10 protein-coding genes and 1 pseudogene are annotated in these 13,675 nt (G+C 58.9%); 8 read left to right on the top strand and 3 right to left on the bottom strand.

Annotated elements, in window-relative coordinates; translation table 11 throughout:
* The first annotated feature begins 3 nt into the window (after positions 1–3).
* The 5 genes from V6M87_RS17920 to V6M87_RS17900 all read left to right on the top strand — a co-directional run bounded on the left by V6M87_RS17920 (position 4) and on the right by V6M87_RS17900 (position 5,134).
* Positions 4–966 (top strand): complex I NDUFA9 subunit family protein, encoded by a 963-nt coding sequence (locus tag V6M87_RS17920; RefSeq protein WP_332878132.1) that lies wholly within the window; start codon positions 4–6, stop codon positions 964–966.
* Between the two features lie 23 nt (positions 967–989).
* On the top strand, positions 990–1,706 hold the full coding sequence (locus V6M87_RS17915; RefSeq protein ID WP_332878015.1) for a glutathione S-transferase family protein: 717 nt from the start codon (positions 990–992) through the stop codon (positions 1,704–1,706).
* Entirely contained in the window at positions 1,703–2,941 is a 1,239-nt protein-coding gene (locus tag V6M87_RS17910; protein ID WP_332878014.1) for a multifunctional CCA addition/repair protein, read from the top strand. The genes V6M87_RS17915 and V6M87_RS17910 overlap by 4 nt, the downstream gene beginning before the upstream one ends.
* A 118-nt stretch (positions 2,942–3,059) precedes the next feature.
* Complete coding sequence (locus V6M87_RS17905) at positions 3,060–3,707, top strand: GNAT family N-acetyltransferase (RefSeq protein ID WP_332878013.1); 648 nt, start codon at positions 3,060–3,062, stop codon at positions 3,705–3,707.
* Between the two features lie 194 nt (positions 3,708–3,901).
* Positions 3,902–5,134 carry a hypothetical protein gene (locus V6M87_RS17900; protein WP_332878012.1) on the top strand — a complete coding sequence of 411 codons (1,233 nt, stop codon included), beginning with the start codon at positions 3,902–3,904 and terminating at the stop codon, positions 5,132–5,134.
* Positions 5,135–5,168: 34 nt separating this feature from the next.
* Here V6M87_RS17900 and V6M87_RS17895 read toward each other — a convergent pair whose 3' ends face one another.
* Entirely contained in the window at positions 5,169–5,669 is a 501-nt protein-coding gene (locus V6M87_RS17895) for an Lrp/AsnC family transcriptional regulator (RefSeq protein WP_332878011.1), read from the bottom strand.
* A gap of 127 nt (positions 5,670–5,796) precedes the next feature.
* Between V6M87_RS17895 and hppD the strand changes: the two genes are divergently transcribed.
* The 3 genes and pseudogenes from hppD to V6M87_RS17880 all read left to right on the top strand — a co-directional run.
* Positions 5,797–6,921: a 4-hydroxyphenylpyruvate dioxygenase gene (gene hppD / locus V6M87_RS17890; protein WP_332878010.1), complete on the top strand. Its 1,125-nt coding sequence runs from the start codon at positions 5,797–5,799 to the stop codon at positions 6,919–6,921.
* Between the two features lie 37 nt (positions 6,922–6,958).
* Positions 6,959–10,537: an indolepyruvate ferredoxin oxidoreductase family protein gene (locus V6M87_RS17885; protein WP_332878009.1), complete on the top strand. Its 3,579-nt coding sequence runs from the start codon at positions 6,959–6,961 to the stop codon at positions 10,535–10,537.
* A gap of 104 nt (positions 10,538–10,641) precedes the next feature.
* A pseudogene (locus tag V6M87_RS17880) lies at positions 10,642–11,298 on the top strand (IS6 family transposase); the annotation flags it as partial.
* 436 nt (positions 11,299–11,734) lie between these two features.
* Here V6M87_RS17880 and V6M87_RS17875 read toward each other — a convergent pair.
* Together V6M87_RS17875 and V6M87_RS17870 are read right to left on the bottom strand one after the other, a co-directional pair.
* A complete protein-coding gene (locus V6M87_RS17875) occupies positions 11,735–13,081 on the bottom strand; it encodes a YfaP family protein (protein WP_332878008.1) in 1,347 nt (448 codons plus the stop codon).
* Positions 13,072–13,611 (bottom strand): hypothetical protein, encoded by a 540-nt coding sequence (locus V6M87_RS17870; protein ID WP_332878007.1) that lies wholly within the window; start codon positions 13,609–13,611, stop codon positions 13,072–13,074. Before V6M87_RS17870 ends, V6M87_RS17875 begins: the two co-directional genes overlap by 10 nt.
* Between the last annotated feature and the right edge of the window lie 64 nt (positions 13,612–13,675).

Genomic DNA, 13,675 nt, shown 5'->3' with positions numbered 1-13,675 from the left:
ATGATGCGAGATATGAACGTTGTTGTTTTTGGCGCGACCGGTTTCATCGGCAGCCACCTGGTGGCGCGCCTGGTGCAGGAGGGCGTCGCCGTAACGGTCGCCACGCGCCGCGCCCTACACGCGCAGCACCTGGTGTTTTTGCCGCGCGTGACCATCGTCGAGGCGGATATCCACGACGATGCCGCGCTGGCCCGGCTGGTGGCCGGTTGTGACGCGGCCATCAACCTGGTTGGCGTGCTGCATTCGCGCCGCGGCACGCCCTACGGCCCCGAATTCAAGCGCGCGCACGTGGACCTGCCGCGCCGCATCGTCGACGCCTGCGCCAGGGCCGGCGTGGCGCGCTACCTGCACATGAGCGCACTGGGCGCGGCCGTCGATGGCCCGTCGATGTACCAGCGCTCGAAGGCAGCCGGCGAAGAAGCGGCGCGCGCGCACCCGGAAGTGGCGGCGACCATTTTCCGTCCTTCGGTCGTGTTTGGCCCGGGCGACAGTTTTTTGAACATGTTCGCGCGCCTGCAAAGCATGCTGCCGTTCATGCCGCTGGCCTGCGCCGACGCCGACTTCCAGCCGGTGTACGTGGGCGACGTGGCCGACGCCTTCGTGCACGCGCTGCGCGACCCGAAAACCCGCCACCAGGTGTTTCAGCTGGGCGGCCCGCAAATCTACAGCCTGGCCGAGCTGGTGCGCCTGGCCGGCCACTACAGCGGCCATGTGCGCCCAGTGTTCGGGCTGCCGGCGGCGCTGGGGCGCCTGCAGGCGATGCTGTTTGAAATTTTGCCGGGCACGCCGATGATGACGCGCGATAACCTCGATTCGATGAAGGTCGACAACGTCATCGACCCCGCCATCCAGGAAACCACTGCCGTGGCGCTGGGCATCAAGCCGACCGCACTGGAAGCGGTGGCGCCGCGCTACCTGTCCACGCTCGATCGGCTCGACCAGTTCCGCGCCCGCGCCGGCCGTTAATCAAATTCCATCAGGGAGCCGTCATGCAGAGCACAGAACTTGACCCCACGCTGTCCAATGCCCTCGACCGCGCGCGCCAGCCCGGCTTGACCCTTGTCATTGGCAACAAGAATTACTCATCCTGGTCGATGCGGCCGTGGGTGGCCGCGGTCGCCTTCGGCATCCCGTTCAATGAAGTGCGCATTCTGCTCGACCAGCCGGAAACGGCCGCCATCATCGCGCGCTTTACGCATGCCGGACGGGTGCCCGTGCTGGTGGCCGGCGAGATCAGCGTCTGGGACAGCCTGGCCATCTGCGAATACCTGGCCGAACAATTTCCCGACCTGCACATGTGGCCACGCGATGTGGCGGCGCGCGCGCTGGCGCGCTCCATCACGGCCGAGATGCACAGCGGTTTTACCGGCTTGCGCAGCGCCATGTCGATGAATATCCAGGCGTCCTTGCCGGGCCGTGGACGCAGCAATGAAGCCCAGGGTGATATCGGCCGCATCTGCGAAATCTGGGAAGATTGCCTGGCTACCTACGGCCATCATGCCTTCCTGTTCGGCGATTTCTCGATTGCCGACGCGTTTTTTGCGCCGGTGGTGATGCGCTTCAAAACCTATGGCGTGTCGCTGGCGCCGGCGCTGCAAGCGTATTGCGAGCGCGTCCAGGCCCATCCGGCCGTGGCGCGCTGGGTGCGCGAAGCGATGGCCGAAACCGAGAAGGCGAGTTTCCACGAAGACGATTTGCCGACGTGAAGACCGCATTCAAGACCTACATTGTCGGCGGCGCCGTGCGCGACGCCTTGCTCGGCTTGCCTATCAAGGACCGCGACCACGTCGTTGTCGGCGCCACCCCGGAAGCCATGCTGGCCGCCGGTTACAAACCGGTGGGCAAGGATTTTCCGGTGTTCCTGCACCCGCACACGCACGAAGAATATGCGCTGGCGCGCACCGAACGCAAGACCGCGCCCGGCTACAGCGGCTTCGCGGTTCACGCCGCGCCCGATGTCACGCTGGAAGACGACCTGGTGCGTCGCGATCTCACCATCAACGCCATCGCCCAGGGTGACGACGGCGTGCTGGTCGACCCCTACGGCGGCCAGAAGGATATCGCCAACCGCATTTTCCGGCACGTCTCGAACGCCTTTACAGAAGATCCGGTGCGTATTCTGCGCCTGGCGCGCTTTGCCGCGCGCTTTGCCGATTTCGACGTGGCACCCGAAACCAATATCCTGATGCGCCGTATGGTCGACGACGGCGAAGTCGATGCGCTGGTGGCCGAGCGCGTCTGGCAAGAGCTGGCACGCGGGCTGATGGAGAAGCGGCCGTCGCGCATGTTCGCCGTGCTGCGCGACTGCGGCGCGCTGGTGCGCATCCTGCCCGAACTGGATGCGTTGTGGGGTGTGCCGCAGCCGGTGGCGCACCACCCGGAAATTGATACCGGCGTGCACGTGATGCAGGTGCTCGACTACGCCGCCGCTTGTGATTACGCGCTGCCGGTACGCTTCGCCGCGCTGATGCACGACCTGGGCAAAGGCGTCACGCCAGCGCAAGAATGGCCGCGCCACCACGGCCACGAGGGACTGGGTGTGGCGCTGGTCGAAGCGGTCTGTGCGCGCCTGCGCGTGCCGACGGAGTGCCGCGACCTGGCAGTCATGACGGCGCGCGAACACGGTAACTTGCACCGCGCGTTGGAACTCAATGCCACCACGGTGGTCACACTGTTCACGCGCTGCGATGGCTTTCGCAAACCGGAGCGCTTCGGCCAGATGCTGCTGGCCGCCGAGTGCGACGCGCGCGGGCGGGTCGGGGGCGGGCACGATTTCCGTACCAAGCCGTATCCGCAGGCGGCTTATCTGCTCGCTGCGCTGGCGGCGGCACGCGGTGTCGATGCGGGCGCGATTGCTGCGCAGTGCGGTGACAACAAGCAGCGCATTCCCGACGCCGTCTACCAGGCGCGTGTGAGCGCGGTGAAGGCGAGCTGGCGCTAACTGGCAAACAAGTACGCTAGAATAGGTTCTTTGGCGCAGCGCACAAGACAGGTTGCAAGTCATGGCCGACAAGCCCGAATCCCCTCCCGTTCCAGTCCCAGTCCCAGTCTCAGGCAGCGTGTTTAGCCGTTGGTGGAACCGCAAGCGCCGCGCCCTTGTCATTGTCAAGCAATTGCAGGAGCGCGACCGCCGCCGCATGCTGAAACACTTCATGGGCCTCGACAACAGCGACCGCCTGCTGCGCTTCGGCACCGTCCTGCCCGATGAGCAAGTCATCAAGTACGTCAACAAAATCGATTTTTCGCGCGACGTGGTGCTGGGCGTCTACAACAACGTTTTTAAATTGGTCGCCGTGGGCCACCTGGCGTTTGCGCCGAAGACCGAGGCGACCGAGAAGGAACGCGTGGCCGAGTTCGGGGTATCGGTGTCGAAGTCGGCACGCGGCCTGGGTATCGGTTCGCGCCTGTTCGAACGGGCCGCCATGCATTGCCGCAACCAGGATGTCGATACGCTGTACATGCAGTGCCTGTCGTCTAACCGGGTGATGATGCACATCGCCAAAAAGGCGGGGATGGAGATCAAGCGCGAGTATGGCGAGGCCGATGCGTATCTGCAGCTGCCGCCGCCGAATCCGGGCAGCGTGTTGCAGGAGGCGCTCGAGGAGCAGTTTGCGATGATCGATTACACGCTCAAGGCGAATGCCCGGGCGGCGGTGAAGTGGTTCGAGCCGAAGAAAACCCGTCCCCGCGACGCTGGAGACGCATAGATATTCGCGCCCCTGCGCATCGATTTTCGTGATTTTTCACGCGTCAGGTAGAATCAAAGTGTTGTGGAAAATCACAAAAATAGCGACATCTTAGTTTCCTTGTGGAAATTGACTTCTATAATGGACGGTCAGTTTTAGACACACGGTAGTCGTCCTGGCGATACCGTCAGTCAGATCGCCTACAAGGAACAACAATGAAGATGCATTCTGTAATCGCGACGCTGGTCGCTATCGTGGCGCTTTCCGGCTGCGGCGGCGGTGGTGGTGGTGGTACCTCGACCGCCACGCCTGCTGCGACGACCGCGCCGGTCACGCCCACAACACCCGCAACGACGCCAACAACACCGGCGACCCCAGCGACGCCCACGACACCAACTGAGCCCGTCCCGGCCCCGGCTCCGGTGCCGGGTGCAGTCAACCCGCTCAACCCCTACACCGGTCAGCCAGCCAGTGGTAGCGCGACGACGATGGTGTCCGGCATGGTCGTCAGCAACATCACCGTTGGCGCCACTGTCAAGGCGTATGCGATCCTGCCGAACGGCTCGAATGGCGGCGTACTCGGGGTGTCGTCCGCGACGGGCGCCGATGGAAAATTCACGATGCAGTTGACCAGTACGCCCACTGGCATGGTTCGCTTCGTGGCGACTGGCGGCTCGTTCATCTCCGAGGCTGACGGCTCCAAGCAGGCCAACACCGCAACGGAACTGGTAACGCCCTTCGTCACGACTGACCTGAACTTCTTTGTCATTACGCCAGCAACGCACTATGTTTCGCACCTGGTGTCGTATAACGCCAAAGCGGGTAGCGACCTGGTCACGTCATATATCAACAGCTTTGGTTCGTTGATGTCTCTCGCGACAAACAACAAACTCCTGGTTGACGACGCATTCGCGGGCATTAACTTGCTGAAAACCGTCCCCGGATCGGTCGACGATACACGCAGTACCTACCAGGATGTCCTGTCCAGTTTTGAGTGGTTTGGCGTGCGCTACGATTTGCCTTCGAGTGTCGTCATCCGTCTCTTTGCGGCGCATGCCGAAAATAACGCGCCGCCTGCCGGTGTGGACGGCAGTGGCGTTCCGATCAATGTGGGCCAATGGGTGAATGGCATTTTTGACGAAACGCAGCCCCTGACGCTCGATGAACTCACTGCACGCAAGAATAGTGACGGCACGATGCAACGCGGCACCGATGGCAAACTCATCACCGACATTCCAGAAGGCACCTTGCAATGGGATTTGCTTTATTACTTCTACTACGTCAGGGCTTGCGCCGATACCAGCGCCATCCCAGCGCTCCTTCTGCGCTATACAAATATCGGCAATATTCCCGGTGATCCCAAAACGAACGCCACTTACTGCGCGGCGCAAGTGAACAGCATCGCCGCCCTGAAAGCGCGCATTCCGACCAACAACCGCAGCAAATAAGCAGTCTGCACGGCAGCCAACGGCAGGCGCTTGCTCACACCAATGGCAACGCCGTCGTCTCCTTGATCTTCTGTAACGCAAAACTCGACTTCACATCCAGCACCGCCGGATGGCGCAGCAAGGTTGCCATCATGAACCGCGAAAAGTGGTCCATGTCCTCCACGTGCACGCGCAGTAAAAAATCCATCTCGCCGGTCATCGCATAGCACGCCACCACCTCCGGCCAGTTCGCCACCGACAAGGCAAAATCGTTGCGCGGGCTGGTCGGGTGGATGCGGCTGTTCCCTTGCGGATCGCTGTGCTTTTCCAGCCGCACATTCACGTACGCCAGCAAACCGAGTCCGATCTTGTCGGCATCGAGCAGCGCCACGTACTGGCGAATCACGCCCGCTTCTTCCAGCCGCTTGACGCGGCGCAGGCAGGGCGACGGCGACAGGCTCACTTTCTCGGCCACGTCCTGGTTCGACAGGCGACCATCTTCCTGCAATATGGCAAGGATTTTGCGGTCGGTTTTATCTAGTTCGATTTTTGACATATTTGCTCCACTATTGAACTTATCCCGCAATTTTATTGCGCTTCTCGCGCAGGTGGGGGAATCGTTTGGCATTTTATGCCGGATGCGCAGGGCTATACTTGTTCGACAAAAATCAAGGAGACAGCGCATGCAATTCCAACCCTGGGACAATCCGATGGGCACCGACGGCTTCGAGTTCGTCGAGTTCGCCGCCCCCGATCCCAAAGCCATGGGCGCTTTGTTCGAACGCATGGGTTTTACGGCCATCGCGCGGCACCGCCACAAGGACGTCACCCTGTATCGCCAGGGCGAGATCAATTTCATCATCAACGCCGAGCAGGATTCGTTCGCGCAGCGTTTTGCCCGCACCCACGGCCCGTGCGTGTGCGCCATCGCCATCCGCGTTGACGACGCCGCGTTTGCCTATCAACGCGCGCTGGAGCTGGGCGCCTGGGGTTTCGACAATAAAAACGGCCCGATGGAACTGAACGTTCCCGCCATCAAGGGTGTCGGTGATTCGCTGCTGTACCTGGTCGACCGCTGGCGCGGCAAGGGCGCGGCCAAGGGCCAGCCGGCCAACGCCATCGGCGACATCAGCATCTACGACGTCGACTTCGTGGCCATCCCCGGCGCGGTGGCCAATCCGGTCGGCAGCGGCCTGACCTACATCGACCACCTGACCCACAATGTGCACCGCGGCCGCATGAAGGAATGGGCCGGTTTCTACGAGAACCTGTTCAATTTCCGCGAAGTGCGCTACTTCGATATCGAGGGCAAGTTGACTGGCCTGAAATCGAAAGCCATGACTTCGCCGTGCGGCAAAATCCGCATCCCGATCAATGAATCGTCGGACGACAAATCGCAGATCGCCGAGTACCTCGACGAATACCACGGCGAAGGCATCCAGCACATCGCGCTGGGCACCGACGACGTCTACGCCTCGATCCAGAAAATGAAGGACGATGGCATCGCCTTCCAGGACACCATCGAAACCTATTACGAGCTGGTCAACCGGCGCCTGCCGAACCACGGCGAAAACCTGGACGAACTGCGCCGCCTGCGCATCCTGGTCGACGGCACCACCACCGACACCTCGCGCGAATTGCTGCTGCAAATTTTCACGCAGAACGTGATCGGCCCGATCTTCTTCGAAATCATCCAGAGGAAGGGCGACCAGGGTTTTGGTGAAGGGAACTTCCGCGCGCTGTTCGAATCTATCGAGCTGGACCAGATAAAACGGGGCGTACTCACCGACCCCGCGACGGCCGCTTGATCGAGCAATCATAAAAAATATAACGGAGACACCGTCAATGAATGCACCACAGGATCTATCAAAGCTAGCGCCGCCGCCCGAGCAGGACATCACCCTGGAAGACAAGTGGACGCTCGAGCGCGGCCGCGCCTTCATGACCGGCACGCAAGCCCTCATTCGCCTGCCGATGATGCAGCGCGACCGCGATCTCAAGGCTGGCCTGAACACGGCTGGCTACATCACCGGCTACCGCGGCTCGCCCGTCACCTCGGTCGACATGACCGCGGTGAAAGCCAAAAAACACCTGGAAGCGCACCACGTGCACTTCCACCCGGGCCTGAACGAAGACCTTGCCGCCACGGCGGTCTGGGGCACGCAGCAGACCAATCTGTTCAAGGATGCCAAGTACGACGGCGTCTTTTCGATGTGGTACGGCAAGGGCCCCGGCGTCGACCGCTGCGGCGATGTCTTTAAACACGGCAACAACGCCGGCAGTTCCAAATTCGGCGGCGTGGTCATCCTGGCCGGCGACGACCATGCGGCCAAATCGTCCTCCACCGCGCACCAGTCGGACCACATCCTCACCGCGTGCGGCATTCCCGTGCTGTATCCGTCGTCGGTGCAGGAATACATCGACTACGGCCTGCACGCGTGGGCCATGAGCCGCTACACGGGCTTGTGGGTATCGATGAAATGCGTGACCGACATCATCGAGTCGGGCGCCGTGGTGGACTTCGATCCGGACCGCGTGCAAATCACGATCCCTACCGAATTCGAGCTGCCTGTTGACGGCCTGAACATCCGCTGGCCGGACGCCATCCTGGACCAGGAAGTCCGGATGAACAACTATAAGTGGTATGCCGCGCTGGCCTATGCACGTGCGAATAAACTGAACAGGATCATCTGGGACAGCCCCAAGCCGAAGATCGGCATCATCACCGCCGGCAAGAGTTACCTCGATACGCGCCAGGCGCTGGCCGACCTCGGCATTGATGAGCAGGCTGCCGCCGACATCGGCATCCGCCTGTATAAAATCGGCATGACCTGGCCGCTGGAGGCGGACGGCGTGCACGATTTCGCGCGTGGCCTCGACGAAATCCTGGTGGTCGAAGAAAAGCGCCAGGTGCTGGAATATGCCCTCAAGGAAGAGTTATACAACCTGCCCGACGGCGAGCGTCCGCGCGTGGTGGGTAAATTCGACGACAGCGGCGAGTGGAGCAAGCACGGCAAGCACGCCCACACCGGCCACGGCGACTGGTTGCTGCCGGCCACCTATGAACTGAACCCGGCGCAAATTGCCCGCGCCATCGCCAGCCGCATCTCGCACTACTGCGCCGGCCACCCGGTCGAGCAGCGCGTCAAGGAACGCATCGCCTTCCTCGAAGCGAAGGAACTGGTGCTCAAGGCCGTACCGGCCAAAGCCAATCCGGAAACCGACCGCACGCCCTACTTCTGTTCGGGCTGCCCGCACAATTCTTCCACCAAAGTGCCGGAAGGCTCGCGCGCGCTGGCCGGCATCGGTTGCCACTACATGGTGCTGTGGATGGACCGCGAAACCTCGACGTTTACCCACATGGGCGCGGAAGGCGTTACCTGGGTCGGGCAGGCGCCGTTCACCACCGAAAAACACGTGTTTACTAACCTGGGTGACGGTACCTATTTTCACTCGGGCATCCTGGCGATCCGCGCGGCGGTCTCGGCCAAGGTCAACATCACCTATAAAATCCTGTTCAACGATGCGGTGGCGATGACCGGCGGCCAGGAATTCGACGGGCCGCTCGATCCGGGCATGATCAGCCGCCAGATCGCGGCCGAAGGCGTGCACCCGATCATCGTCGTCACCGATGAGCCGGACAAGTATCCGGACGACTACAAATGGGCCGACGGCGTCACCGTGCGCCACCGTTCCGAACTGATGGACGTGCAACGCGAACTGCGCGACATGCCCGGCGTCTCGGCCATGATCTACGACCAGACCTGTGCCTCCGAAAAACGCCGGCGCCGGAAGAAGGGCGAGTACCCCGACCCGGCCAAGCGCGCGGTCATCAACGAGCTTGTGTGTGAAGGCTGCGGTGACTGCTCGGTGCAATCGAACTGCCTGTCGGTCGAACCGCTGGAAACCGAACTGGGCCGCAAGCGCCAGATCAACCAGTCCTCCTGCAACAAGGATTTTTCCTGCACCACTGGCTTTTGCCCGAGCTTTGTCACCGTCGAAGGTGGCGCACTGAAAAAGCCGAAGAAGGCCGAGGCCGGCGCCAAGGCCCCGCCGGCGTTGCCAAGCCCGCTCGTGCCCGGCACGGCCGAGCCGTACGGCATTTTGATCACCGGCATCGGCGGCACCGGTGTCGTCACCGTCGGCCAGATTCTGGCGATGGCCGCGCACGTGGAAGGCAAGGGCGCCATCGTGCTCGACATGAGCGGCCTGGCCCAGAAGGGTGGCCCGGTCATGTCGCACGTACGTCTTGCCGATCACCAGTCCGACCTGCACTCGACACGCGTGGGTACCGGCAGCGCCAACCTGGTCATCGGTTGCGACCTGATCGTCACGGCCAGCCGCGACGCCCTGTCGCGCATGGGCGAAGGCCGCACCTTTGCGGCCATCAACTCCACCGGCTCGTCGACGGCAGCCTTCGTGCGCAACCCGAACTGGCAATTCCCGGGCGCTTCGGCGCAAGCTGAAATCGTCAAGGCCTGCGGCGCCGAACGTGTCGAATTCGTCGACGCCGGCCAGATCGCCAGCGCGCTGATGGGCGACGCCATCGCCACCAATATGTTCATGCTCGGCTATGCCTGGCAAAAAGGGCAGGTGCCCCTGGCCGAAGCGTCGATCCTGCGCGCCATCGAACTCAATGGCGTGGCGGTCGGCTTCAATAAAACCTCGTTCCACTGGGGCCGCACCGCCGCGCATGATTTGCCATCGCTGGTGAAGATGACGACGCCAGCCAAAGTCATCGAATTCAAGCGCACGCAGACCCTGGACGACTTGATGAAACGCCGCGTCGAACTGCTGACGGCCTACCAGGATGTGGCGTACGCGCAGCAATACCTGTCATTCGTCCATGAAGTGCGCACGGCCGAAGCGCGTCTGAACCAGGGCACGCGTTTGTCGGAAGCGGTGGCGCGGTATTTCTACAAACTGATGGCGTATAAGGACGAATACGAAGTCGCGCGCCTGTACACCGATGGTGCGTTCAAGGAAAAAATCGCCACCATGTTTGAAGGCGACGTGACCTTGAAATTCCATCTGGCGCCGCCGCTGTTTGCGAAGAAGGACAAACAGGGGCACCTGGTGAAGCAGGAATTCGGCCCGTGGATGCTGAAGGCGTTTGGTTTGATGGCGAAGATGAAGGGCTTGCGTGGCGGGCCGCTGGATATCTTCGGCTATTCGGCCGAGCGCAAGATGGAGCGGGCGCTGATTGCCGACTACCGCCGCACGGTGGGCGGTTTATTGACCCGCCTGAACGGCGAGAACCTGGCGCAAGCCGTAGCCATCGCCAGTATCCCGGAAGATATCCGCGGCTATGGCCACGTCAAGGAACGCCATTTGAAAACGGCGAAAGAGAAGGAAGCGGCGCTGCTGGCGGCGTTTCATTCGCCGTCGCCGGTGGGCGAGCCATCCGGCGCGCACGCCGCATAAAAACCGAACCCGCCGCCTGGCGGGTTTTTTCGGTTCTGTCGCATTAGCGAACGCCCGCGGGCCGGTCGAGTAAACTCCGGTGCCCGAATCCAGGGCGAATCCACATGGTCATCTTAAAAGGTATGCGTTTTCCGATCGACGTGATTCTGGTGTGCATCTGGTATGCGGCCTACCCGCTGCGTTATCGTCACTTGGAGGAGATGATGCAAGAGCGCGGCGTGTCGGTCGACCACTCATCGATCAACCGGTGGGCGATTCGTTTCCTGCCGCTCATCGAGAAGATGGCCCGGAAACACGAGCGCCCGGTCGGCGGCAGCTGGCGCATGGACGAGACGTACATCAAGGTCAAGGGCGTCTGGAAATACCTCTACCGCGCAGTCGACAAGCAGGGCAAGACTGTCGACTTCCTGCTGACGGCGAAGCGCGACATGGCCGCGGCGAAGCGCTTTTTCGACAAGGCTATGGGAGCGAACGGCGCTCCGGAAAAGGTCGCGATGGACAAGAGCGGCGCCAACAAGGCGGCGTTCGATGCCATCAACGCTGGGCGCTCCCTGCCGACCCTGGTGCGCCAAGTCAAATATCTCAACAACATCATTGAACAGGATCACCGCGCCATAAAGCGGGTGACCAGGCCGATGCTCAACTTCAAATCATTCCGCGCCGCCGGTTCCGTTCTCGCCGGCATTGAGCTTGTCCACCTGATCCGCAAAGGCCAGTTCGCGATTGACGGCACGGATGCGATGTCGTTCGCAGACCAATTTGCACGCTGGCAGAAATGGTCCGTCCAGTTTGAGCGGGACATTGCTCTTCCAGGGAAATTCCGGCGTTTGATCAACAACGCGACAGAGCCCAAGCCCACATGTCGTATGCCAACCGCGCCGAAAAAAATTAATGCGACAGAACCTTCGCTAATGCGACAGAACCGCCGATACCGGCCTGTTCTCCGGCGGCGGCATCTGACGAAGAATAGCTTCCTTGCGTTCTGCTGGATACTGATTCACTGCATGTCTTCGCTCCGCCCCCGGATGGATTAAAGTGATTCAAGTGACGCGACATCTTTCCTGACAGAGGGGGCTAATGCGACAGAACCGATCCGCTTCCGGTTGTTCCTGGCATCACCCATAAAAGCTGTTGATCTTAAAATTAAAATTGAAAAAAACCCGCCTTAATAGGCGGGTCTAATAAAAATAAATGTATTTAAAGTTGTGTAGTGGCAAAACTGTAACTGCCAGTTTGGCTCTTCGTAACCTCCACATCAAACATTTTCGTTGGTAGTCCTGAATCCCCTTGCGCCAAAGGAAGGGTAATTATGGATTTTTGTGTGCCTTTCAATGTTTTTATCTCTATTGTGGCCTGCTGAGGACCAACGCCAAAAGTACTTTGATAATAATTCGCAGCAAATATATAGTGCCCAACTGCTAATTCTTGTGAGCAAGATGTAAAATAATGCTCTGGACCAAAACCACGCGTATTGTCGAGATCAAGTTTCCCCATCGTCCCAATTGCATTTTTATACCACACATGCGAACCACCGGGCTCATAAATGTGCAAATCAACGTCGCCATAATTCGCCCAAGTGAGCGTTGCAGTAATAGGCCCATCGCTAGTTAATTTTTTAGGATCAATCGCAACATTAATTGCTTGCTGGATAAGTGATAAAGTCTTAGAGGCTAGTGAGTTAGCATCAGACGTCCCTGATGGCAGGGCATGACTGAGATATATCTCCGTGAACCCATGACCCGTACTATCGATGCTCCAAGCACCAGCAGCGTCAAAATTCGCAGCCATCGGCTGCTGAGCCCCGATCGTTGCAGCAAGTGCTCGCGCTGCAACATTAATAACCAAATCTTGAGTGCCTGTGACGTAAAGGCCAGAAGATGCCTTAGCGGCTGCATTTCCAACATTAACAACAGCTAATCCGCGTGAAATGTCTTGGTTAAGATCTGCATTTATTGCTGTATAAACATCATTGGCAAACATATTTCCCTGAGAATGAGAAACAATAATAACTTTATTTCCATTCCTCAGTTGTCCTGCCACAGTATTTTCAAAACTTTTAACTAATTCTGCAGTAGTGGTGCTAGATCCATTAACTGTGAAGGTAGTACTTAAATTGTATTGGAGAACAGCGGTTGCTATCTTATTTCTGACCTGTTCCTTTTCTGCGTCTGTCATATCTGTAACCATACCCCATGCACTGAGTCCTGCCTGCACAAAGGTGTCGACAATCGATGCGTTACGCCTAGCCGTCATCTGACTTGCCAGTTCCCATAACACATCCATCACGATAGTATCTGATGGGTTATATAGGTAACTTGTCTCTTTGTACCCACTCATGTTTTTTAAACTGACTTCCCTGCCTAATATTCGAGAGTCGACAGCAACTTGTGATGGAATTGGCTTATTGACACCATTAAGATAGTATAGGATCGCACCCTGAGAGCACACATTGACGGTCTGCGCAAAAGAGGCAGTTAATTGCGCGGACAACATTGTAAAAACAAGAAATATTCGCAGTATTTTTTTAAAATAAATCATTTGCATACCACTCCTTGGGAGCTACGCGTAAATTGACCTACTTTGAACATCAAACTTTTAATTTGCTGCTGTCGTTGCTGCGTATTAAATGTTCGAAGAACCATATCATCGTTGATATGGATTGCAGTTACATTGTCTGATGGGAATTTATCGACCAGGCACGCGCCAGAGTCAGCTTCTGCATATACAGCAGCGGTCGCAGCATTAATGTCTGTGATAGAAGTAACAAGAAGATTTTGCTTAGTCTTGGCAGCCAACTGGGCACCGGAATATTTCACAGGATCAGCACCATACGTTTGAGCATTGTACCTGTCCACCTCATCACGAATACCATTACGATCAGTGTCGACACCTGCAATTGTTGTATCAGCAGCAGATCCTGGATCAGGTGGAACTGTAATGCCATGAAAAACTGACAGGCCAGCATCAACTGGTGCGGTGGGTGCTGGTGTCGCAGTAGTATCTGGATCGCCGCTACCAGAACTACAACCAGACAGTGCCAGCAATAGAGCCAACAAAATTCCTCTTTTATTCATTTCATCTCCTTAATCAAACGTACTTCAACATTTACAGCAAGATCAATTCTTCTCACTGTGTTAG

It is taken from the genome of Massilia sp. S19_KUP03_FR1 (assembly GCF_036688685.1).
Taxonomy (GTDB): Bacteria; Pseudomonadota; Gammaproteobacteria; order Burkholderiales; family Burkholderiaceae_D; genus JALYUM01.
The sequence above is the reverse complement of the archived record's forward strand: the minus strand, read 5'-3'. Positions and strand labels throughout refer to the sequence as shown.

Excerpts from the sequence above, each read along its gene's own strand:
- V6M87_RS17920 (WP_332878132.1), top strand. The coding sequence starts at position 4 with ATGCGAGATATGAACGTTGTTGTTTTTGGCGCGACCGGTTTCATCGGC.
- V6M87_RS17915 (WP_332878015.1), top strand. The coding sequence starts at position 990 with ATGCAGAGCACAGAACTTGACCCCACGCTGTCCAATGCCCTCGACCGC.
- V6M87_RS17900 (WP_332878012.1), top strand. The coding sequence starts at position 3,902 with ATGAAGATGCATTCTGTAATCGCGACGCTGGTCGCTATCGTGGCGCTT.
- V6M87_RS17895 (WP_332878011.1), bottom strand. The coding sequence starts at position 5,669 with ATGTCAAAAATCGAACTAGATAAAACCGACCGCAAAATCCTTGCCATA.
- hppD (WP_332878010.1), top strand. The coding sequence starts at position 5,797 with ATGCAATTCCAACCCTGGGACAATCCGATGGGCACCGACGGCTTCGAG.
- V6M87_RS17885 (WP_332878009.1), top strand. The coding sequence starts at position 6,959 with ATGAATGCACCACAGGATCTATCAAAGCTAGCGCCGCCGCCCGAGCAG.
- V6M87_RS17875 (WP_332878008.1), bottom strand. The coding sequence starts at position 13,081 with ATGCAAATGATTTATTTTAAAAAAATACTGCGAATATTTCTTGTTTTT.
- V6M87_RS17870 (WP_332878007.1), bottom strand. The coding sequence starts at position 13,611 with ATGAATAAAAGAGGAATTTTGTTGGCTCTATTGCTGGCACTGTCTGGT.